17 protein-coding genes are annotated in these 23,311 nt (G+C 57.8%); 15 read left to right on the top strand and 2 right to left on the bottom strand.

Going from position 1 to position 23,311, the window contains the following annotated elements; all coding sequences use genetic code 11:
- Positions 1-99 precede the first annotated feature (99 nt).
- The 6 genes from Q1A74_RS04945 to Q1A74_RS04920 all read left to right on the top strand — a co-directional run bounded on the left by Q1A74_RS04945 (position 100) and on the right by Q1A74_RS04920 (position 7,304).
- Positions 100-837: a hypothetical protein gene (locus tag Q1A74_RS04945; protein WP_299592915.1), complete on the top strand. Its 738-nt coding sequence runs from the start codon at positions 100-102 to the stop codon at positions 835-837.
- 127 nt (positions 838-964) lie between these two features.
- Positions 965-1,558 (top strand): tRNA-uridine aminocarboxypropyltransferase, encoded by a 594-nt coding sequence (locus Q1A74_RS04940; RefSeq protein WP_299592913.1) that lies wholly within the window; start codon positions 965-967, stop codon positions 1,556-1,558.
- 57 nt (positions 1,559-1,615) lie between these two features.
- Complete coding sequence (dbpA, locus tag Q1A74_RS04935; RefSeq protein WP_299592911.1) at positions 1,616-3,019, top strand: ATP-dependent RNA helicase DbpA; 1,404 nt, start codon at positions 1,616-1,618, stop codon at positions 3,017-3,019.
- Between the two features lie 114 nt (positions 3,020-3,133).
- The gene (locus Q1A74_RS04930; protein WP_299592909.1) at positions 3,134-3,820 is read left to right on the top strand and encodes an ABC transporter ATP-binding protein; all 687 of its coding nucleotides are present in this window, start codon (positions 3,134-3,136) and stop codon (positions 3,818-3,820) included.
- Complete coding sequence (locus Q1A74_RS04925; RefSeq protein ID WP_299592907.1) at positions 3,796-6,219, top strand: FtsX-like permease family protein; 2,424 nt, start codon at positions 3,796-3,798, stop codon at positions 6,217-6,219. The genes Q1A74_RS04930 and Q1A74_RS04925 overlap by 25 nt, the downstream gene beginning before the upstream one ends.
- Positions 6,216-7,304 (top strand): lipocalin-like domain-containing protein, encoded by a 1,089-nt coding sequence (locus Q1A74_RS04920; RefSeq protein WP_299592905.1) that lies wholly within the window; start codon positions 6,216-6,218, stop codon positions 7,302-7,304. The genes Q1A74_RS04925 and Q1A74_RS04920 overlap by 4 nt, the downstream gene beginning before the upstream one ends.
- 83 nt (positions 7,305-7,387) lie before the next feature.
- Here the strand turns inward: Q1A74_RS04920 and Q1A74_RS04915 are convergent, their stop codons facing one another.
- Entirely contained in the window at positions 7,388-7,828 is a 441-nt protein-coding gene (locus Q1A74_RS04915) for a hypothetical protein (RefSeq protein ID WP_299592903.1), read from the bottom strand.
- A gap of 214 nt (positions 7,829-8,042) precedes the next feature.
- On the opposite strand from Q1A74_RS04915, the gene Q1A74_RS04910 reads away from it, so the two are divergent.
- Positions 8,043-10,268, top strand: coding sequence for an OsmC domain/YcaO domain-containing protein (locus tag Q1A74_RS04910; protein ID WP_299592902.1), 2,226 nt, complete (start codon positions 8,043-8,045; stop codon positions 10,266-10,268).
- A 179-nt stretch (positions 10,269-10,447) separates the two neighbouring features.
- On the opposite strand, the gene Q1A74_RS04905 is transcribed toward Q1A74_RS04910, so the two are convergent.
- Complete coding sequence (locus Q1A74_RS04905) at positions 10,448-13,399, bottom strand: pitrilysin family protein (RefSeq protein ID WP_299592900.1); 2,952 nt, start codon at positions 13,397-13,399, stop codon at positions 10,448-10,450.
- A gap of 194 nt (positions 13,400-13,593) precedes the next feature.
- Here Q1A74_RS04905 and Q1A74_RS04900 point away from each other — a divergent pair, with 194 nt between their 5' ends.
- The 8 genes from Q1A74_RS04900 (at position 13,594) to Q1A74_RS04865 (ending at position 23,233) form a co-directional block, all read left to right on the top strand.
- Entirely contained in the window at positions 13,594-16,152 is a 2,559-nt protein-coding gene (locus Q1A74_RS04900) for a DNA internalization-related competence protein ComEC/Rec2 (RefSeq protein WP_367275357.1), read from the top strand.
- Positions 16,153-16,223: 71 nt separating this feature from the next.
- On the top strand, positions 16,224-16,847 hold the full coding sequence (locus tag Q1A74_RS04895; RefSeq protein WP_299592898.1) for a MotA/TolQ/ExbB proton channel family protein: 624 nt from the start codon (positions 16,224-16,226) through the stop codon (positions 16,845-16,847).
- 29 nt (positions 16,848-16,876) lie between these two features.
- Positions 16,877-17,296, top strand: coding sequence for a biopolymer transporter ExbD (locus tag Q1A74_RS04890; RefSeq protein ID WP_299592896.1), 420 nt, complete (start codon positions 16,877-16,879; stop codon positions 17,294-17,296).
- A 114-nt stretch (positions 17,297-17,410) separates the two neighbouring features.
- Positions 17,411-19,249, top strand: a complete 1,839-nt coding sequence (gene msbA / locus Q1A74_RS04885) for a lipid A export permease/ATP-binding protein MsbA (protein WP_299592894.1) — start codon at positions 17,411-17,413, stop codon at positions 19,247-19,249.
- 45 nt (positions 19,250-19,294) lie between these two features.
- Positions 19,295-20,326 carry a tetraacyldisaccharide 4'-kinase gene (gene lpxK, locus Q1A74_RS04880; RefSeq protein WP_299592892.1) on the top strand — a complete coding sequence of 344 codons (1,032 nt, stop codon included), beginning with the start codon at positions 19,295-19,297 and terminating at the stop codon, positions 20,324-20,326.
- A complete protein-coding gene (kdsB, locus tag Q1A74_RS04875) occupies positions 20,323-21,096 on the top strand; it encodes a 3-deoxy-manno-octulosonate cytidylyltransferase (protein ID WP_299592888.1) in 774 nt (257 codons plus the stop codon). Before lpxK ends, kdsB begins: the two co-directional genes overlap by 4 nt.
- Positions 21,097-21,114: 18 nt before the next feature.
- Positions 21,115-22,161, top strand: a complete 1,047-nt coding sequence (murB, locus tag Q1A74_RS04870) for a UDP-N-acetylmuramate dehydrogenase (RefSeq protein ID WP_299592885.1) — start codon at positions 21,115-21,117, stop codon at positions 22,159-22,161.
- A gap of 427 nt (positions 22,162-22,588) precedes the next feature.
- A complete protein-coding gene (locus Q1A74_RS04865; RefSeq protein ID WP_299592882.1) occupies positions 22,589-23,233 on the top strand; it encodes a response regulator in 645 nt (214 codons plus the stop codon).
- The last annotated feature ends 78 nt before the right edge of the window (positions 23,234-23,311 follow it).

The raw sequence follows: 23,311 nt of genomic DNA, 5'->3' as shown, positions 1-23,311 counted from the left end.
CCGGGCTGAGCAGGCGCAGGAGCAGGGCTGGAGCACGATCTGCTAGTCTTACTGAATATTCCATCGCTCGGTTTCGCGCCCACAGCAGAAGGGACGACTATGAGTATCTATGCTTCCTTCTTCGCGGTGTTAGTTGTCTCCCTGATCTCCGTAACTCTCCCGCACTGGTCCATGTTCCGCAGACAGTCACACCCGCCAATTTTAAGTGTGTCGGCTGGAATAGGCGTGTCTTATGTTTTTCTGGCGCTTCTACCGAAGCTGGCGGAAGTGCAGAAATCACTCCAAGTCGATGAAAGCACATCCTTGCTACCTGTGAACCTCCATGCCTACCTCGGGGCGCTGGCAGGGTTCGTTACTTTTCTGCTAATCGCGAATAGAGATATGGCGGAGGGGGCGAAAACTGCACACGAGCGCTTGACCGTTTCAGAGGTGCTGATTTTGTGCGTTTTCGGTATCTACTACGCGCAGGTAGGGTTTTTGTTGGGGGAGTGGCCGAGTAATTCCTGGTTTGGTTATCTGGCTTTGGTAACGGCGTTCAGTATGCATTTTGTGGGGATTAATTTTCACTTGTGGCGGCGCTACCCGCATCGCTTCCCTCAGCTGTTTCGCTGGGTGCTCAGCCTGTGCTTGTTCGTGGGCTGGTTGGGCTCTGTTGTGGCAGAGGAGCTTGCCGGCGCGGTGAAGTTCTCCACTATGTTTGTGGCAGGCGGAATCATCATCACGGCTATTCGAGAAGAGATCCCGCCGCGCGAAGACGCTTCTGTCCCGGCATTCTTGATTTCAGTCTTCGCTGCTGCCGCGTTCGTTTTATTTGCCGAGGTGGTATTGTTGCGGTGATGTGTTTGATCTGCGGTACTTTGCCGTGGAAATTGGCGGTAGGGTAGAATTGGCGGTCCGGCAAGCTTAGGATCACCAATGTTTGCGGGATCTTGTTAAGTCTCGAGACCTGGAATCCTATTCGCTCATGCCCCGTGAAACTTGCCCTTCATGCCAGCGTCCGCTCAAGGTCTGCTACTGCGGCGCGCTGGTGCATATTCCTAACCGTATTCGGGTCTTGATCCTACAGCACCCGCTGGAACAGAAGCACCCATTCAACACCGGGCGTATGGCGCACCTGTGTCTGGATAATAGTGAACTGATTGTGGCGGAGCAGCTGACGAGCAACGATCTGGTTCGCCTTTTGAAACCCCGTTCGGCGCTGCTTTACCCGTCGCTGCCTTGGCTGCCTGATGTTGAGGCGCTGGAACCCGGGACGGCCTCGGCGGGAGCCCTGGAACAGCTGGTCGTGATCGACGGAACCTGGCGGAAGGCGAAGAAGATGCTGCACCTGCACCCTCTGCTGCAGCGCCTGCCGCGGGTCAGTTTCGAGGGCGTGCTGAACTCCAATTATCAGGTACGCCACTCGTCGCTGGAAAATAGCCTGTCGACCATCGAAAGCATCGCCAGGGCTCTGGGTCAGCTTGATCCTGAGCAGGACTACCAGGCAATGCTCAAGCCGTTTGAGAGGATGGTGGCTCTTCAGTCCGGTCACGGCAGTACGCAGGGCCGGAATTCATAGGAAATCGGCCGCTACTTACCTACAATACGCCGCTATTTCTCTATCTGAGCCTCCGTTGTGACCACTTCTGATACCGACCATTCCCGCGATTTCCAATCTCTACCGCTAGAGCCGGCGCTGCTGAAAAATCTCGAAGACCTTGGCTATGAGCGCCTGACCGAGATCCAGGCGGCCGCATTGCCTGCGATCGTGGACGGCAAAGACGTGATCGGGCAGGCCAAGACGGGCTCGGGCAAGACGGTGGCGTTTGGTCTGGGGTTGCTGCAGAAGCTGAAGGTAGAGCAGTTCCGCGTGCAGTCGCTGGTGTTGTGCCCGACCCGGGAGCTGGCCGACCAGGTAGCGCGGGAGCTGCGCAAGCTGGCGCGCGCCATCCATAACATCAAGATTCTCACCTTGTGCGGCGGTATGCCGTTCGGGCCGCAAATCGGCTCCCTCAAACACGGCGCACATATTGTGGTGGGGACGCCGGGTCGAATCGAAGATCACCTGCGCAAGGGCAACCTCGACCTGAGCCGTGTCGACACGCTAGTGCTGGACGAAGCCGACCGGATGCTGGATATGGGCTTCCAGGCGGTGTTGGATCAGATCCTCGCGGAACTGCCCAAGGATCGTCAGACGCTGTTGTTTTCGGCCACCTATCCAAAAACCATCGATGCCCTTGCTGCGCGCGTGCTGCGGGATCCTGTAAAGGTCGAGGTGGCCGCTGCCCACAATAAGAGTACGATTGAGCAGAACTACTACCGGGTCGAAAACAACGAGGCGCGACCGGCGGCGCTGTATCAACTGCTGGCCAATTACGATGCTTCTTCCGCGTTGGTCTTCTGCAACACCAAGAAAGAAACCGACGAGGCCGCCCAAACACTGAAGAAGGCCGGCTTTGCCGCGCTTGCCCTGCATGGTGATATGGAACAGAAAGACCGTGATCGGACGCTGGCACTGTTTGCCAACGGCAGCGCGTCCATCCTGGTGGCGACAGACGTCGCTGCACGCGGTCTGGATATCGAAGAGTTGCCAGTGGTGGTGAATTATCACCTTTCCCGTGATCCGGAAGTGCACGTGCACCGAGTCGGCCGTACCGGCCGGGCAGGGCAGAAGGGTGTGGCGCTGTCGCTGGTGAGCAAGAAAGAAATCTACAAGCTGGAGCGGCTCGAAGAGCTGATGCAGCAGAAAGTGACCCTTCTTGAGGTGCCCGAGCTACCGCGAGGTTTTGCGCCAACCCGCCCACTGATGTCAACCCTACAGATCGATGGCGGCAAGAAGCAGAAGGTGCGTGCCGGCGATGTGGTTGGTGCCCTGACCGGTGAAGGTGGCATCGACGGCAAGCAAATCGGCAAGATCCAGTTGTTCGACTTTTCTACCTTTGTGGCGGTCGAGCGGTCGGTGGCGAAAAAGGCCCTGGGAAAGCTTTCCAACGGAAAGCTGAAGGGGCGTAAGTTCCGATCGCGTATCGTTGGCGTCTAAACGTCTAAACGTCTAAACGTCTCGACGCGAGTTTCGTTTTCTCCAGGAAATCTCCGGGTGCGATAGACTAGTTGGGAACTAGTGGTCCAGTTGCAACAGCCCACCCGGGAGCTTATGAACGACACACTAATAATGGCGGCAGACCTTGACCGTTGCTATCGCAACGGTCGAGAACGGATCAACGTGTTGAGCCGCCTCTCTCTCGAGCTTCGCCGTGGCGAAGCGGTCGCTGTGATTGGCCCGTCCGGCTCCGGCAAAAGTACCCTGCTCAATATCCTCAATGGCCTGTTATCGCCAGATAGCGGCACCCTCCACGTCCTCGGCACCCACCATTCAGCGCTCTCCGAGCGAGACTGGGCCAGGTTACGTCGCACCCGCATCGCCACGCTGTTTCAGGATGGCAATCTGATTCCTACCTTGACCATCGCGCGCAATATTGCGTTTCGAGCGGGTCTTGCTGGGTTGGAGCAACACGATGGTGGGGCTCTTCTCGAGCGCCTGGGAATATCGGATGTGGCCAACCGCTACCCGGATCAACTCTCCGGTGGCCAGCGCCAACGTGCTGCACTCGCGTGCGCTTTTGCTATGCAGCCGGCGGTGATCCTCGCCGATGAACCCACTGGAAGCCTCGACTATGCAAACGCGCAGCGCGTCGCGCCACTTTTCTTTGATGCCATTCGCGAACGTGGCGTCGGTGCTTTGATCGTCACGCACAACCCAGAGTTGGCTCAGCGCTGTGATCGTATCCTAGAGCTGCGAGAGGGAGCCTTGCGCCCATGGGACTCGGCCGCGTTTTCCTGAGCCATTATCGCCGTCATCCGGCCCAGCTATTCGGCCTGCTGCTGATTTTGATCTGCGCGGCAACGCTGTGGAGCGGCGTCCGCTCGCTTACCGGGTCTGCAGAAACCGCGGTTGCCAAGTCCCAGTCGGCGCTGGTGCCGTTGGTGAGCGTGCTTCGTCAAGATGGCGCTCCGCTTACGGTGGAAGATTTCGCGCAGTTGCGGCGAGCGGGACTCTGCGTCTCACCGCGCCTGGAAGTCCGGTTCCTGGGGCGTGATGTGCCATCGGTGACGGGTGTGGATCCATTTACGGCTGGTTGTTTGCGCCCGGAAGCGAGCTTCTCAGGCGAAGATCAGGACGAAGGATCTGATGCCGAGAGCCGATTGATCGCAATGCTGGACCGCCCATTACTCCTCGGAAGTGCGAGCGACCTCGCGCAGTGGCGACAGGCGTCTATTCCGGGTACGCAAGCGCTCGAGTTTGAGGAAGTGGATGGTATTCCTCGCGGACAATTACTCGCGGATATCTCTGTCGCCACCGAGCTGGGTGCAAGTGGCCGCAGTAGCTTACAGCTCTTGCTGCGTGCAGAGGAGGCGGGCGGGGCTGGACTGCCAGCGCTCCCCAACGGTTATCGGAGTGAACTACAGGACTACGGCGTCCAGCCAGCCCCGTTGGTGGATGGCTTTTTGCTGAGTCTCGATGCGCTGGGGGCGCTTGCGCTGCTAGTTGCTGCGTTACTGGTGCGCAGTGTCTATCGCTTTGCGCTTGAACAGCGTCGCCGGAGCCTGGAAATTCTGGTCCGGATCGGCGTTCCTACAGGCAAGCTTCGCCTGGCGCTGGTGTTGGAGATAATCGCGATCGCGGCAATCGGCGGCGCCTTGGGGGTTTGGCTGGGTGAACAACTGGCACAGTCGATGGCGGCTGGGTTTCAGGGGACGCTCAGTGGCCTCTTCAACATCGATACCTTTGCGAAAAGCGCGCCGACGACACAAACCTGGCTCGGCATGGTTTTGATTCTTGCACTGGTGGTGGGCTGGGCCTGCATGGATTTACTGATGCTCGGACGAGAATCATTGGCGGGGGATCATTCGCTTGCTGATCAGTCCGGCCGCTCACAAGCCGTTCGCTGGCACTGGCTTGGAGCGTTAGGGCTGGTGGCAGTCTCTCTCTCGATTTTGCTCGCGACTGAAAAACTTTGGGTCGTGTTCACGGCCGCAAGTGGTTGTTTGCTTGGTGTTGGATTGCTTCTACCCGAATTGCTGAACCGCCTGTTCGCATGCCTGGAACCTTTCTGTCGCCGTTCGTCGCTCGAATGGTCTGTTTCCGAAATGCGCGCCCTGTGTAACTTATTGAGTTTGCCACTCACGGCGTTGGCGTTTGCCATTGCCACTGCGATCGGTGTTCAGGCGATGGTGTCCGGATTCGAGTCCACGTTTGCGCGCTGGCTTGATCAGCGTTTACAGGGGGATCTCTATCTCGATCCAGGCGAACCGGTGAGCACGGATGACTGGAATACACGGCTGCAGACGTTGCCTGGTGTGAACGCGGTACTGCCAATGGTGCGCGGTCGCGCATTGCTGGAACAGGGGACCGACGAGGCGTTAGCCGTGGATGTACTGGCGATCGACCCCACATCGCCGCTGCTACAGGACTGGCCATTCAAGGCAGCGGTTGAGGACCTGTGGTCGGCGCTTCCAAATAGTGGAGTGCTGATAAACGAGCAATTGGCACGACGGCAGTCGCTGGTGCTCGGCGACCGCATCCGGTTCCAAATCGGCGACGCGGAACACCTGCGCTCCGTGCTGGGAATTTACGCCGATTATGGCAGGCCCGAGGGCGAGTTGATGTTGCCCCTTGCGCTGGTAGGGGATTCAACTCCCGGTCGTTACACCGCATTCGTGCTCGGGGTCAGCGATATCCAGAATGTTCCCTGGGAAGACTGGCCAACGCAGTTTCCCTGGATGGCTGCTAGCCGTCTGCGGGATCAGGTAGGTCTTAAGCAAGCCGCGAACGCGGCCTTCGCTCGTACTTTCCAAATGACGCAGTTGCTCAACGGGTTGACGCTGGCACTGGCAGGCACGGCGTTGGCACTGATGGGAATTGTTATTTTCCGTATGCGTCAGTCCAGTTACACCCTGTTGCATGTTTACGGTGTAGGACAAAAAAACCTGCGGTTACGTTTGCTCGCGCACAGCATGCTGGTAACGGGGTTACTGGGACTGCTGGCGATACCCTTGGGCGTATTCCTCGCCTGGGTATTGGTTGCGCGTGTGAATCCGGCCGCGTTTGGCTGGGCGCTACCGTTGTATTTGTATCCGGGTTTTTGGGTTCAGATTTGGCTGGCGTGTCTGGGTATCGGTGCGCTAATTGGCGTGCTCGTGGGTAACCCGGTGCGTTTGGAGACTTTGAAGAACGAATGAAAATGCACAAAGTCTCCGGTCTGTTCATTGCGCTTCTGTTCGTTGCGGTCCAGGTCATTGTCGCCTGTGGCAAAGCGCCACAAGGCACATCACCGCTCGGTGCTTTAAGTGAGCCTCCGCAAGGGTTTCGCCAGGCCGCGCCGGGGATGAAGGTTCGATTACCCCAGGATATGGGCGCACACCCCGAGTACCGGCTCGAGTGGTGGTACCTCACCGCCAATCTGCAAAGTCCCGACGGGAAACGCTTTGGTGTCCAGTGGACCTTGTTTCGCAACGGCATCCAGCCGGGGCCGTACGCAGACGATCAGCCCGGTTGGCACCGCAATGAAATCTGGCTTGCTCACGCTGCCTTGAGCCGCCCCAATGATCATCGTTTCGCCGATCGCGCTGCCCGTGGTGGCACTGGCCAGGCAGACGTCACCACTCAGCCGTTCAGCGCCTGGATCGATCACTGGAAATTGGAAAGCGTAAGTGACAATACATGGACGTTGCGCGTGGACGGGGCAAACTTCCGCTACCACCTGCAGCTAGCGCCGGTGCTGCCTGTGGTGCTGAATGGTGATCGCGGTTTTAGCGCCAAGTCCGCTGAGGGCGGAGGGTCGATGTATTTCAGTTACCCGCTAAAAATTACCGGCGGCGATATTGAGATCGATGGAGAAAAATTTAGCGTAAGCGGGCAGGGGTGGTTCGACCGGGAGTGGAGCAGCCAGTACTTGAGGTCCGATGAGGAGGGCTGGGACTGGATGGCGTTGCATCTTGAGGATGGTCGGCATTTGATGGTGTTCCGGGTGCGGGGTGAAGAAGATTTTTACTCCGCGACGCTGGTCAGCGAGGAGGGCCGTTCTCAATCCCTGAGCATGGAAGATTTTAGCCTTGAGCCGAAGGAATACCGCAGCACACGGCTCGGTGATGTACCGGTGACCTGGCAGTTGCGGGTACCCGAAGCGGCAATCGAATTACAAATCCAGTCTTGGCCGGGTGACTACTGGAATCCGGGTGCCATGCGTTACTGGGAGGGCCCTGTGACCGTAAGTGGTAGTCACAAGGGTGAGGGGTATCTGGAGATGACCGGCTATGAGCGGTAAACGGCAGGCCGTGAAACTGGGAAAAGCGCAGCGGCAATTGTGCCGCTGCTGAAGAAGTCTGGCTTGTTCAATCGCTTCTGGAATCAGAAGCGCAGGCGGACGCCCAGGGCGCCGTCTACGCCAAACCCTTCTTTATTTTCATTGTCGCTGAATGCGAAGTTGGGCACCGCCTGGATATAGGCTTGCAGGCTGGGCGCGATGCCGAAGCTCAGGCCCACTGGCAGGCGGACGCCGGCTTTGTCGTTGTCGTCGTAGTGCCCACCGTCTTCATAGAAGCCACCCGCGTCGATGTAGGCGTGCATGGTGCCCAGATCATTGCTGAAGTTCTGAATGCGCATATCGACCGCCAGCGCATCGCTGTTTACGAATATGGAGGTGCCGCGGAATTGCGCGGTCACACCGACACCCAGGTCGTAACCCAGGCCGAGTCCGAAGCCGGAGTTGCTGCTGGCCAGTGATGGCGCGCTGAATAGGGCCGCGAGTAAGGGGAGGGCGATACGGGTTCTTTTCAGATTTAGCTTCATGGGTACCTCAACGATGGAATCAGCTATGACTAGAGATGAGGTCGCGAGTATAGGCAGGCGTGCTGCCGGTGCCATGCGGCAGATCACAGTTGTGGCAAGGCTTGGGTTTTGTGCCCAACAGGCGAGACGAAGCCCGCTAAAACCGGGATAATGCCGGCGCTCTAGCAGCCTGCTAGTCCCAATCCGCTCCATTCTTCAAATTCCGGTAGTCTCCATGGAAATCAGCGTCAACTTCCTCGATAACCTGCGCCTAGAAGCCAAGTTTGATGACTTTACGGTCATCACGGATCAGCCTATTCGCTACAAAGGCGATGGCTCGGCGCCGAGTCCGTTTGATTACTTCCTGGCCTCATCGGCACTGTGTGCGGCGTATTTCGTGCGGGTCTACTGCCTGGCGCGGGATATTCCGACGGACAATATCCGGTTGTCTCAGAACAACATCGTCGACCCTGAAAACCGCTACAACCAGATCTTCAAGATCGACGTAGAGTTACCGGAGGATATTTCGGAGAAGGATCGGGCGGGTATTTTGCGCTCCATCGACCGCTGTACCGTGAAGAAGGTCATCCAGACCGGGCCGGACTTCCAGATCGAGACAGTGGAGAACCTGGCGGAAGACGCGCAGGCGCTGCTGATGGTGGAGCCCGATGGGGCGCACAAGACGATGATCGAAGGTAAGGATCTGCCGCTGGAGCAGACCATTGCCAATATGACCAAGATTCTGGCGGACCTTGGGATGAAGATCGAGATCTCATCTTGGCGTAATATCGTGCCGCACGTTTGGTCGCTGCACATCCGCGATGCCGCCTCGCCTATGTGTTTTACCAATGGTAAGGGCGCGACCAAAGAGAGCGCATTGTGCTCGGCACTCGGCGAGTTTATCGAGCGCCTGAACTGCAACTTCTTCTACAACGATCAGTACTTTGGTGAGGAGATCGCGAATGCGGACTTCGTGCACTACCCGAATGAAAAGTGGTTTGAACTTCAGGACGATGACGCGCTGCCCGAAGGCATTCTGGATGCGTATACCCTGGAGATTTTCAACCCGGAAGGTGAGCTTGGCGGCTCCAACCTGATCGACACCAATTCTGGCCGCGCTGATCGCGGTATCTGCTCACTGCCGTTTGTGCGTAAGTCAGATGGTGCGGTGGTGTATTTCCCCTCCAACCTGATTGAGAACCTTTACCTGAGTAACGGTATGAGCGCGGGCAATACTCTGCCGGAAGCGCAGGTACAGTGCCTGTCGGAAATTTTTGAGCGCGCGGTGAAGAAGCAGATTCTGGAGCAGGAGTTGGCACTGCCGGATGTGCCGCGTGCGGTACTGGAAAAGTACCCGGATATTATTGAAGGCATCGAAGAACTGGAAAAACAGGGTTTCCCGATTCTGGTAAAGGACGCTTCGCTTGGCGGCCAGTTCCCGGTGATGTGCGTCACCCTGATGAACCCGCGTACCGGTGGTGTGTTCGCATCTTTTGGTGCGCACCCGAGTTTCCATGTGGCCTTGGAGCGCAGCTTGACTGAGCTGTTACAGGGGCGCAGTTTTGAGGGGCTGAACGACGTTCCTCCACCGACGTTCAATAGTCTGGAAGTTACCGAGCCGCAGAATTTTGTCGAACACTTTATCGATTCCACCGGCGTGGTTTCCTGGCGTTTCTTCAGTGCCAAGTCTGACTATGAATTTGTGGAGTGGGATTTCACCCCGGGTAATGGGGCTAGTGAGGCTGGCACTCACGCCGATACCAATGACACGGAAGCGAGCCGCCTGTTCAACATCCTCGAGGAGATGGGTAAGGAAGTGTATGTCGCCACGTTTGACGAACTCGGCGCACCGGCGTGCCGGATTCTGGTGCCGGGCTACTCCGAGGTTTATCCGGTGGAGGATCTGATCTGGGATAACACCAACAAGTCATTGGACTACAGGGAAGACATTCTGAACCTGCACCGCCTTGATGACGAGCAGTTGGAAGACTTGGTGGAGCGTCTGGAAGAGAGCCAGATCGATAATTACGAAACCATCATCACCCTGATTGGCGTCGAGTTTGATGAAAACACGGTTTGGGGGCAGTTAACCGTTCTCGAACTAAAAATCCTGGCCTACCTGGCACTCCAGCGCCATGAAGAAGCTCTGGAGCTGGTGGAATCTTTCCTGCAATACAACGACAACACGGTGGAGCGCGGCCTCTTTTACCGCGCAGTACAGGCAGTGCTGGAAATTGCACTCGACGACGAATTAGAACTGAAAGACTTTATGTTCAACCTCGGACGTATGTATGGCGAGGATGTCATGCAAGCCGTGGTTGGCTCTGTGGAGGGCACTGTGCGTTTCCATGGGCTGAGCCAAACCAATATGCAGCTGGAAGGGTTGGACAAGCATCTCCGGCTGATCGAGAGTTATAAAAAACTACACGCAGCGCGTGCCGCGCATGCCCGGAGTAGGTAAAGCAATGTCCGGTCAGGGGGGAATATCCTATTAGCGGATTTTCTTTCTGCCCAGAGTTTGCTTTCCGTAGCGGAAAGGCGAGCGTTTACGGAAGGGGCTTCGGATAAAATTCTGCGCAATGAGAAAGGCGGCCGTAGCCGCCTTTCTTGCATCACATATTGTTGTCGATGGGTAGGAATCTAGAGGCTCGCTGCATCTGGTGCGGTTTCCGCCTCCTCTGGATCTATTTCATAGCCATCTTCATTCAGTTCCACAATCGGCATACCCAGTGCTTCGATGTCTTCACGAATGGAATCGGTGTCGCCGACTATCACAATTGCCATATTGTCCGGCTCTAGCAGGCCTGTAATGGCTTTATTGAGGGTCTTGCGATCGGTTTCCTGCAAGATGGTTCCCTGCTGTGAGCGGTAATCCAGTGGGAGGTCGTAACGCAGGATGCGGTTCAACAGCCCCAGCTTTGCCGACGGGGTCTCGTAGCTGCGTGCTTCCTGCTGGCCGATGGCGGAGCGGAGGTAGTTAAACTCGGTCTCCGTCATACCTTCCTTATCAAACGTGGCAAGCTCGGTGAGCACTTCATTGAGCGCATCGGCAGTCGCTTCCTTCTTCACTTCGGAGCTCATCATGTAGCTGCCTTCCTGCGGTTCTCCCATCAGGTAGGTGCGGGCGCCGTAGGTGTAGCCTTTGTCTTCGCGCAGGTTCAGGTTGATGCGGCTGTTGAAGTTGCCGCCCAGTGGGAAATTACCCAGGTAGGACAGGTAGTAGTCACCGAGTGCATCGTAGGGCAGGGCGTGCTGGCTGACGCGCAGGCTGGACTGGGCGGCCCCTTCCTTGTTGACCAGGTATACCGTGCGGCCTTTGATTTCTGGTTTCTGGAAGGCGATGGCCGGGCGCGCTGACTGAGACACTTTTAGTTGTGCCAGTTCATCCAGTGCCTTGACGATTTTGTCGTGGGGCAGGCTGGTGCTGACGGTGACGCCGCCAAAGTTGCCCGGGAAATGGACGCTATAGTATATCTTCACGTCTTCCAGAGTGATCTTGGCAACGGTATCCGGCAGGCCGGCGCTGGGGAAGCTGAGTGGATGCTCGGGCCCGCGCATGACAGCGCCAACGGCGCGGGTAGCGAGGCCTTGTGGGGTCTTGCGCGCTTGCTGCAGGCCTTCGATGGTCTGCTGCTTGATGCGCGCGAAGTCCTCTTCGGTAAAGGCGGGTTTCAGAATCCGCTCCATCATCAACGGAACAGCTTTATCCAGGTGTTTGGCCAGTACGTTGAGTGAAACGGTGGTGTCGTAGTCACCGGCACTGATGCTGACGGATGCGCCCAGGCGCTTGAGTTCTTCCGCGAACTCGGCGGCACTGCGTTCGGTGGTGGCCTCGGTCATCATGGAGGTCATCAGGGAGGTCAGGCCGGCTTTGCCGCGGGGCTCATCCCGTTGACCGACACCGAATACTGCTTGCACGGTAACAGTGGGTGTCTCGTCGTTCTGTACCGCCAGCAGGCGTACGCCATTTTTCAGTTTGCCGTCTTTAATGGCTGGCAGTTCTACCTGCGGGTTTACGCCCGGAGTCGGTTGTACGCTGCGATCGAAGTTGTCTTTGACCGGGCGCAGGGCCAGGGCTTCGTCGTCATCGCCGTAGCTTTCCGGAATGGTTCGTTCCCACTCAAAATTCTGTTCGGCTGCGGCCAGCTCGGATTTGCCATTGGGCACTACGCTCAGCAATACCGATGGCTTGCCCGCAATGTACTGGTCGAACACCCGCGTCACATCTTCGGTTTTGACTGAGAGGTACGCGTTGATTTCGTCGTCGATGCCTTTCGGGCTACCGGTGAAGGTTTCGAAGGCGGCGAGGGTGGAGACTTTGCCGGAGACAGATTGCAAGCCAAATACGCGGCCGGATTCATAGCCGGCTTTGAATTTTATCAGGTCGTCTTCGGTGACACCGCGCTCGGCGAACTCGGTGAGAGTGTCGCGCACTGCCTGCTCCATCTCAGCCAGGGTCTCACCCGAGGCTGGGTTCTGGATCACGATGAACCACATCTCACAGGCCAGTTCTTTGCAGGAGTGGGATACGCTTGCGGAGACGGCCCGGCCGGTTTGCACCAGGCGTTGATACAGCATGGAATCCTGGCCCTGGCCAAGGATGGCGGCGGCGGCATCCAGCGCGGGCTCATCCGGGTGGCTGTAACTCACTGTGGGGATCATCATCGCCAGCGCGGGCAAGTGGATGTTGTCTTCCAGAGTGACGTAGCGATCCGATGCCAGTTTGGCCGGTTGCTTGGGCAGGTTCTCGACTTCCGGGCCTGCAGGGATGGGCCCAAAATATTTGGTAACCCATTCCAGGGTTTTGGCTTTGTCCAGGTCACCGCCGATAGAGATCACCGCGTTGTTGGGGCCATACCAGCGCAGGAAAAAGCGCTTCAGGTCGGTGAGATCGGCGCGATTCAGGTCTTCCATCCAGCCGATTACCGGCCAGGAGTAGGGGTGTCCGTCCGGATAGGTGGCGGCGTACATGGTTTCCAGTGCGCGACCATAGGGGCGGTTGTCGACGCGCTGGCCGCGTTCGTTTTTCACCGTTTCACGCTGGACTTCAAATTTTTCTTCGGTCACCGCATCAAGGAATACACCCATGCGGTCGGCCTCCAGCCACAGCACGGTTTCCAACTGGTTTGCCGGCACGGTCTGGTAGTAATTGGTGCGGTCGGTGTTGGTGGTGCCGTTCATGCTGCCGCCGGCTTCGGTGATGATGCGGAAGTGTTCTTCGTCCCCCACATTCACCGAGCCCTGGAACATCATGTGTTCGAAGAAGTGGGCAAAACCGGAGCGGCCCGGGTCTTCGCGGTTGGAACCGACGTGATAGGTGACGTCCACATGGACCAGTGGATCTGAGTCGTCTTCATGCAGGACGACGGTCAGGCCGTTGTCCAGTTTGTATTTGCTGTATGGGATGGCGATTTCAGCGCCGTCACCATCGAACGTTTCAATAAGGGTAACGCCTGCCGGTAGCGCCGCGTCTTGTGCGGCTTGTTCGTTGGATGGTTCAGCGGGCGATGGTTTGGCCGATTCCTCCGGCCCCTTGCTGCAGGCTGCGAGCAGTGCAGCAGCGCAGATCAGTGCGATTTTTATGCGATGCATGGTGATCGAAACTCTTATTGTGGACGAGCTATTGATGCTAGCACACTCGCAGAGGCTGGTCGGGGAATCCAAATCTTGCTGCCGGTGCGCAGAATCTGTGGCGGTAATGGTGATATTCTCAGCCGGCGCCGGGGCGGTGGTGGAAAGGATTCGCCCGCGGGTAAACGGATAATTGCGGCAAGGAAGCTCTGGCAATGCGTTGGTGGATTGGGTGCTGCGCACAAACTTCGATGGTGTCTGTTCTGCTTTGGGCATTGGCGGTGGGGATCGGCCAGGTGGCGTTTTGGCCGGGGTTACCTGGAAGCGTAGAAGTTGCCGGATGGCTGTTGTTGTCTGCGCTGGCTGCGGGTGTATTGCTACTGGTCGCCAGACCGTCAGAGCGGCGACTCGGCAACCTGCCTGTGCGACTCCTTCTTTTAATCTTTCTGTGTTTTCTATTCGGCACCTGCTGGGCACTACTGTCCAATCACAAGGCTTTGGCGCAGCGCCTGCCCGAATCACTTCATGGCACGGATCACCGGATTACCCTGACTGTCACTTCGCTCCCGCAATTAGCGACGGCGGTTTCTTCATTTTCCTCTTATCCAAGGCAGTTATCGGGGTTTCAGGACGCCCGTTTTGAAGCCGAGATCCGCTCCGGAATTCCGGAAATGATCGGTGCACGACTGCGTTTGAGCTGGTATCGGCTGGATGCGGCAACGGCAAAAAAGTTGCGTGCCGGCAGTCAATGGGAAATGACGGTACGCGTGAAGCAGCCCCGGGGAAGCGTCAATCCACATACCTATGATTTTGAGGGCTGGCTACTGCAGCGGGGGATCTCGGCAACCGGCTATGTCCGGGACAAGGACGTACCACCCAGGTTTATTGCGCCCGGAGAGGGACTGGCGCGAATTCGGGAGCAATTGCGGGAAAAGATCGCCGGTGGCGGTTCACAGGGTGAACCACTCAAACGTGAGGCATTGATTCGTGCGCTGCTGCTGGGCGATCGCGGTGGCGTTGATCGCGATACCCAGGCGCTTTTGCGTCGCACCGGTACAGCACACCTCCTGGCCATTTCCGGATTGCATGTGGGAATGGTTGCTGGCTTTTTTCTGCTTGTCGGCGGGCTGATGGGCCGCGGGGTTGGATTGATGCGCGGTGGTAGCCCTGTGTTGTACGCCGGTGTGGCAGCGTTTTTGGGTGCGCTTGGTTACACCCTTGTCAGTGGTGCTCCACTTTCGGCGCAGCGGGCATTGATCATGACCGGGGTTGGGATTGTGGCTCTACTCAGTCGCCGCCGGATCAATGGCAGTCTCGGGTTTGCCCTGGCGCTCGCGCTGGTTCTGCTGTTGCAACCGTTGGCGGTGTTGAATGCGGGGTTCTGGCTTTCGTTTATAGCGGTCGGCGCTTTGCTACTCCGGTTTCACGGGCGTGTTGCCGCTGAGGATTCCGCTATAACGCAAGAGCCCACCCCGGCACTGGCAGCGAAAATCCGCATAGGTATTCGCACAGCGGTCCAGAGCCAGTGGGCGATTTTGCTCGCACTACTGTTGCCGTCGGTGATGATTTTCGCCGGCGTGAGCGTCAGCGGATTTCTCTTGAATTTGATTGCGATCCCATGGGTGGGGTTGGTGATATTGCCTCTGATACTACTCGGTGCACTTGTACCCGCGCCGGTCAGTAGCCTTCTGCTGGTTGTAGCGGATGCAAATCTTGGCTGGCTGCTGAATCTGTTGGCGGTTGTCGACACCCATCTTCCCGGTTGGCAGGCAGTACCGGCGCCATCCCTGTTGATGATAGGTATCGTCGCGGTTTGCGGCGTTGTGCTGCTCCTGCCCCGCGGCATCCCCGGGCGCGCGCTCGCCTGGTGTCTGGTGCCGGCATTGTTGAGCGCGGCATTGCCCTGGCAGCGCACGCAGGAGCCGGCATTCGCACTCACTGTACTGGATGTAGGGCAGGGGCTTTCTGTGGTCGCGGCTACAGAAACCCATTCGATGGTGTTCGACACCGGTGCGAGCAGTGGCAGCGGCTGGAATGCCGGTGCCAGTATTGTTGCCCCCTATCTGCTTGCCACATCAGGCAGCAAGCTCGACCTTCTGGCAGTAAGTCATGGGGATCTCGATCATTCTGGTGGAACCGAAGGGGTGCTGGCGCAGTTGCACGTTGCTGGCATGGCTGTGCCGGGCCGGTTGGCACAGCGCCTGGCGGGCGAGGAATCTATGTTGCAGTCCACCCGCTGTATCGCCGGAAGTCGTATCGATATGGGCGAGATGGCCATCGAATGGCTGTGGCCGCGGTCGCAGGCGGTCAGCGGCGAGGAGAACGACCACAGTTGCGTCGCGCTCGTTACCTGGCGCGATGTGCGTGTGCTGCTGACCGGTGATATCTCCCGCAACGTGGAGCGTCAGCTTGCAGCAGAAAACGTCGACTTTGAACCTGTTGATTTGTTGGTGGCGCCGCATCACGGCTCGCGCACCTCGTCCTCAGCGGCGTTGATTGGCTGGGCGAGTCCGGCGCGGGTGGTGTTCAGTGCTGGCTATCGCCATCACTTCGGGCACCCGCACCAGCAGGTGGTGGCCCGCTACCAGGCCGCCGGTGCAGTTGCATTCAGCACCGCGGAGAGTGGGGCAATTCGCTTCTTTTGGGATGCTGGCGCGCAGGCATCAGCCCCAGACATCGCCGAAGCGCGTGCTGGTGGGCGCTTTTGGTATGCCAGTCACAGCAATAAAAAAGATAACAATCAGACACTTAGCCAGCCCGGCGAGCTGTGGTAGAGTCTCTGGCTGAGCTTGGATTAGCTTGAATACGTCATAAAAACCCATCCGCAGTCTGGGGCAAATAAAAAGTGTTAGAGATTATCAAGTCCGGCGGCTGGCTGATGCTGCCAATCGTGATCTGTTCCGTAGCTGTCATCGCCATCTTCATTGAGCGTCTGTGGACCCTCAATGAGCGCAAAATCGCGCCGCGCGCCTTGCTCGGTGAGGTCTGGGGCAGCCTCAAGAGCAACCAGCTGACCACCGACAAAATCAAGGAACTGCGCGATTCCAGCCAGCTGGGGCGTATTTTTGCCGCTGGCCTCGCCAACTCCAAGCATGGCCGGGAGGTCATGAAAGACAGCATTGAAGAGGCCGCGAGCCAGGTTGTGCACGAGCTTGAGCGGTTCCTGAATGTGCTGGGTACCATCGCCGCCGTCGCTCCGCTGATCGGCCTGTTGGGCACCGTGGTAGGCATGATCCAGGTATTCACTGCCATCATGCTTGAGGGTACTGGCAACGCTGGTGTACTCGCGGGCGGTATCTCCCAGGCACTGATTACCACGGCCGCTGGCCTGAGTGTGGCGATTCCGGCGCTGATGGCGCATCGTTACTTTCAGCGCCGGGTGGACTCCATCGTGGTGACCATGGAGCAGGAGGCTGTCAAACTGGTGGATGCCCTGCACAGTGATCGCCGTATCGAAGCCGCGGCCTAAGCGCTCAGCCGACTATTCAGGAGCGCTCAATGCAATTTCGCCGCCAGAATACCGAGCAGGATGGGGTCAACCTTACGCCACTGATTGATGTGGTGTTCCTGCTACTGATCTTTTTCATGGTGTCTACCACCTTCACCAAAGAGAGCCATCTCAAGCTGAATCTGCCCGAGGCCGCAGGCCCGCAGGCAGATAGCCCGCCGTCGACGATCGAGGTGCTGATCAATGCGGATGGCTCTTACTCCGTGGATGGCAAGGCGCTGATCAACAAGAAGCTCGTCACCCTCAAATCTGCACTGTCGGAAGTGTCCGGCGGCGAGTACAATCGCCCGCTGATCCTTACCGCAGATGCCACCGCAGAACATCAGGCGGTGGTTCGTGCCATGGATGCCGCGGGGCAGCTGGGGTTTGTTCATCTCAGTATCACCACCCGGCAGCCGGACGAACAGTAATCTATATAGTGTTAAACCGCCGGGCGTGGTCGTTGCCGCGCCTGCGTTGTATTTGGAGTGGTGCTGATGCCGCTTCCCACTGCATTGCGCGGATAGCACGCTGCCAAGATATTTATGGATAAATCCCCCCAGCCGGTGCTGAAGCCCCGGCACGGTGCCAAAACCTACCGTCGCCTTCTTTCTTACGCTGTACCCCAGTGGCCGGTGTTTGTGGTCGCCGTATTCGGTTTCCTGCTGTTTTCCAGCATGGAAGTAGCGCTCATTGCCGTTACTGAACTGCTGCTGGATGCGGTGGGTGCGGGAATAGAGCAGGGCAAGGGTTTTCTGTCTCAATACGTGGCCCGCTTTTTCCCCGATGGCATCATGCCGCAGGCAACCGCGCGCTGGCTGGTACCGGCGGCGATGCTGGTGATCATCATTCTGCGAGCCATCGGCAACTTCGTTGGCAGTTACGGCCTGGCTTATGTGGCCCGTGCGGTGATTCACCGGTTGCGCTCGGAGCTGTTCGAGCATATCGGCCATCTGCCCAGCAGCTACTTTGACCGCTATACCGGCGCCTTCCTGATTTCCAAGGTGGCCTATAACGTAGAGCAGGTGACCAACTCCATCACCAAGGCGCTGCGGACTTTGATCCGTTCATCGTTTACCGCCATCGGTCTGCTTACTTACCTGTTACTGGTGAACTGGAAACTGACCCTCACGTTCTTCATTTTTGTTCCCATCATCGCCGGGATTGTCGGCATCGTCGGCCGCCGTTTCCGCAAGCTCAGCCACCGTATCCAGAACACCATGGGCGATGTGACCCACGTGACCCAGGAGGCAATCAACGGTTACGAAGTGGTGCGAATGTACGGCGGGCGTAAATACGAAAACACGCGTTTCCAGGCCGCGAGCAATGCCAACCGGCAGCAGTTTATGAAGCTGGTGGTGGCGGATAACGCGAGTGTTTCGGTGATTCAGACTCTGGTGGGCCTGGCCACCGCAATACTGGTGTGGCTGGCGCTGGCGCCTGGCATGGTCGAATCCATGACGGCGGGCGTGTTTGCCTCCTACATCGGTGCGGCGGCGTCACTGGCGAAGCCGATCCGCAACCTGTCCGAGGTGTACGCCGAAATCCAGAAAGGGATTGCGGCCGCGGAAAGTATTTTTGAAGTGTTCGATGTACCGAAAGAGCCGGTGGGTGGCAAGCTGGTGTTGCCCAGCCCGGTAACCGGTGCGGTGACGTTTGAGCACCTGGGCTTTCGCTACAACGACGACGGCCCGGACGTATTGAGAGATATCGACTTCAAGGTTGAGGCGGGCCAGACCGTGGCACTGGTGGGTGCCTCTGGTTCCGGTAAAAGTACCCTGGTCAGCCTGCTTTCGCGATTTTACGAGCCCACTGCCGGGCGCATTCTGCTGGACGGGGTGGATATCACCCAGGTGCCGGTTACCGACTTGCGCGAGCAGATCAGCCTGGTCTCTCAGAATATCGTGCTGTTCAACGATACGGTTTACCGCAACATTGCGTATGGTGAGTTAGAAGGTAAGCCCGAAGCCGATGTACAGCGGGCCGTGGATCTGGCCCACGCGCGCCACTTTATTGAAGAGCTGCCGCAGGGGCTGAATACCGTGCTCGGTGACAACGCTCAGATCTTGTCCGGCGGCCAGCGGCAGCGCCTTGCCATCGCCCGGGCATTGCTGAAAGATTCTCCGGTTCTGATTTTGGACGAGGCCACCTCTGCGCTGGACAACGAATCCGAGCGGCACATCCAGGCAGCGCTGACCGAGGTTATGAAGAATCGCACCACCTTTGTGATTGCGCACCGTCTCAGTACTATCGAGAACGCCGACTGTATTCTGGTAATGGATCAGGGGCGTATTGTAGAGAGTGGCTCTCACAGCGAGTTATTGGCCCAGGGCGGTCGCTACGCACTGTTGTTACAGCAGCAGTCCGGTGGAACCTTGAGCTGAAACTAACGAGAATATCTGACAACAGGGATAGGAGCGCATCGCGCAATGTCGCTTGAAGACTGGTTAAACAAACGCTGGTACCCCGCCGCAGACGAAGGCAGCGATACGGGTATACCGCTGCCGCTGCTGGCACCGTTGGAGCTGGCGTTCCGACAGGGTAGCCGCCTGCGTAAACTCCGCAATCAGCCCGAACCACTCTCGGTACCCGTCATTGTGGTGGGCAATATCACCGTGGGCGGCGCCGGCAAGACGCCACTGGTGGCGGAGCTGGGCCGCTGGCTGCAGGAGCGTGGGCACAATCCGGGCATCATCAGCCGCGGCTACGGCGGTCGTGCAAAGCACTATCCCTACAATGTCACCGCGCAATCTCACCCGCTGGAATCCGGCGACGAACCCCTGATGCTGCACCTGATGACGGGCCTACCGGTCATGGTGTCGCCCAAGCGTGCCGAGGCTGCCGAAGCGCTGATTGCCGAACACGGCTGTGACGTCATCATCTCCGATGACGGGCTTCAGCATTACGGCCTCTGGCGGAGCATGGAAATCTGCGTGGTCGATGGCCAGCGCGGGCTGGGCAATGAACATTTACTGCCCCGCGGGCCACTGCGCGAGTCACCGGAGCGGCTGGATAGCGTCGACATGGTTGTGGTGAACGGGCACCCGAGCCCGCTGGTGGAGTCCCAGTGCGGCGAAAAAGCAGATTTTGTTATGGAATTGGTGCCCTCCCTCTGGCACCAGTTCAACCTGGATCAGACCTCCACTTTGAAGCTGGAGTCCGGCCCGGAAATTGGCCCCTGCCACGGGGTTGCAGCCATCGGTAATCCACCGCGTTTTTTCAATGCACTCCGACATCTGGGCTACACCGTGATGGAAATGGCCTTTCCCGACCACCACCAGTTCAGTCAGCAGGAGCTCCAGCTCGACGGCGAGACACCGGTGATCATGACGATGAAGGATGCCGTCAAGTGTCGCGACTTCTGGCAGAGCCACTGGTGGGCCATGGAGGCGCGGGCGCAACTGCCAGACCTGTTCTACCAGCGCATTCACCAACATCTTGAGAGCTTTCAGACGGCATGACCGATATCCCCAGTTCCGAATTCGATGTCATTATTCCGGCCCGCTACGCATCCAGCCGCCTGCCGGGTAAACCCCTGGCGGATATTGCGGGCAAGCCGATGGTGCAGCGGGTATTTGAACGCGCCAGCGAAAGTGCCGCGCAACGAGTGATTGTGGCGACGGATGACATGCGCGTCGCCGAAGTCGTACAGGGCTTTGGCGGTGAAGTGTGCATGACGAGCCCGGACCATGCCTCCGGCACCGATCGCTTGCAGGAAGTGGCTGTGAACCTCGGTGTGGCTGAGGACCGTATTCTGGTCAATGTGCAGGGGGATGAACCGCTGATCCCGCCGGCCGTCATCAACCAGGTGGCGCAGAATCTGGCCGCGAACAGTGCCGCGGGCGTCGCCACGCTGGCGGAGCCTATTGGGTCTGCCGAGGACTTCCTCAACCCGAACATCGTCAAGTTGGTCGCTGAGAGCTCGGGCCTGGCCCGCTACTTTTCCCGCGCCCCCATACCCTGGCCAAGAGATGCCTTCGCGCTGGATCAGCAGTCGCTACCGCAAGGGCTGAATCCGCGGCGCCATATTGGCATCTATGCTTACCGGGCAGGGCTGTTGAATCTGTTTGTCAGCTGGCCCATGGCGCCGATCGAGCAATTCGAGGCTCTTGAGCAGCTTCGTTTCCTATACAACGGGCATTCGATTCATGTAGCCGATGCCTGTGAAGATGTCCCTGGCGGCGTGGATACCCCGCAGGACCTCGAGCGGATGCGTGCATTTTTCGCATAAATTTATTTAGATTCTCACATGATTCAGCCCGATGTAGACCTGCAGCCATACAACACGATGACGATCGCCGCGCGGGCAAAATACTTCTGTACGGCAAGCTCGCTGGACGAAGTGCGTGAGGCACTTCTGTTCGCGCGGGAGCACAAGTTGCCCATCCTTCCGCTGGGCGGTGGTAGCAATATCGTGCTCACCGACGATTTTCCGGGGTTGGCGTTACATCTGGGCATGCGCGGACTGGAGTTTGAAACTCTGGCCGCCGGCGCCGGGAGCGACAAAAGCACCGATAGCGGTGTCAGAATTCGCGCGGCAGCGGGTGAGAACTGGCATCAGTTGGTGATGCGCAGCGTGGAGCTGGGCTACGGTGGATTGGAAAACCTCGCACTGATTCCTGGCAATATTGGTGCTGCGCCGATCCAGAATATCGGTGCTTATGGGGTGGAGCTGAAAGACTCATTCGAGCAGTTGACCGCGCTGGAGATCGAAAGCGGGGAGCTGGTGACCTTTACCGCGGAGCAATGCCAGTTCGGATACCGCGACAGTATTTTCAAGGGGCCGGCCAAGGACCGCTTCTTGATTTGCGAGGTGGTGCTGCGATTGTCGAGCATCTGGCAGCCCCATGTTTCCTACCCTGCGCTCCAACAGCACTTTTCCGAGCACGGGCAGTCTCCGGATGCACTGACACCGGCGATTGTTGCCGACGCGGTGATTGATATCCGCAATAGCAAGCTGCCCAACCCGGTGGAAATTCCCAATACCGGAAGTTTCTTTAAAAATCCCGTAGTGGACGAGCAGTTGTACACATCCCTCAAGGCGGCGCATCCGGAACTGGTTGCCTTTGAGGCGGTGGATGGCTGGAAGCTGGCTGCCGGCTGGTTGATCGATCAGGCCGGTTGGCGGGGTTTTCGCAAAAATGGGGTAGGGGTGCACGACCGCCAGGCTCTGGTGCTGGTCAACCCCGGGCACCGCTGTGGCAGTGAGGTGGTTAACCTGGCGCGAGAAATCGCCAGTGATGTACAGCACAAGTTTGGTGTGACGCTGGAACCCGAGCCCCGCTTTTACCCCTGATTGTGTATTTCTGGGGGCGACTAGGCCTTAGCCCTTTGGGACTAATTTCCTAATCTTGTCATCAAAATACAACGAAACCAATTTTGGGTAACCCGTCTGGAATTCGTAGATTGGCAGCAATGTTTCCCTCCTGTTTGGCGGTTATTGGTTTCTCGCATTTTGGGCTGGAATGAATCACCTGTTAATGATCATTTCCCGCTATTTTGGCCTGTCATAGCGGTAAAGTTACTGTCATTTATCTTTTGCTACTTGGTACAAACTTGCTTTGCACCAAGACGTTTGTCTGGTATGTTCAATTAGGGCTCTGTGGATGGATCTTTGCGGGAATAACCCGTTGAGCGATAACAAAAAACACGGTTTTGCGCAGGGGAGGTTTAATAGGAAATTCTTGCTCAAGACCGATTGAAAATCCGTGGTTGGGGCTAATTTGATAAAAGTCTTAGTGGTAGACGATCACGACCTCGTGCGAATGGGAATTTCGCGCATGTTGGGTGACGTCGACGATATCCAGGTGGTGGGCGAAGCCAAAAGCGGCGAAGACGCCATTGCCTTTGTTCGGGAAACAGCGGTCGATGTCATTCTTATGGACGTCAGAATGCCCGGCATGGGTGGTCTTGAGGCCACCCGCAAGCTCATTCCGCGGTTTCCGCAGGCAAAGGTGATCGCGGTCAGTGCGCTTGACGATGACCTTTTCCCAAGCCGCTTGATCCAGGCCGGTGCATCGGGTTATGTGACCAAAGGTGCAGACCTGGAGGAAATGGTACGGGCGATCCGTTCGGTGGTGGCAGGCGAGACCTACATCAGTAGCTCGATGGCCACCAAGCTGGCACTGCGCAGTGTCAGTGGCGGTTCATCACCGTTTGAAGACCTCTCCGAGCGCGAACTGCAGACAGCGGTTATGATCGTAAACGGAAATAAGGTCTCCGAGATCGCTGAGACGCTCTCGGTCAGTCCGAAAACAGTGAATACCTACCGGTACCGAATTTTTGAAAAGCTGGGCTTGCACTCGGATGTGGAGCTCACACTACTGGCGGTCAAGCACAACGTGCTGGACCCGGAGGAGGCGGTCTGACCCTATTGCGTTAAATGGGAGTGGCCAACACAAGCTTCACCACCAATCTAGATATAGAAACAGGGGCCTTCACGGCCC

Source organism: uncultured Microbulbifer sp. (genome assembly GCF_947504145.1).
Taxonomy (GTDB): Bacteria; Pseudomonadota; Gammaproteobacteria; order Pseudomonadales; family Cellvibrionaceae; genus Microbulbifer.
Note: the sequence above shows the minus strand (reverse complement) of the source record. Positions and strands in the feature narration are given on the sequence as shown.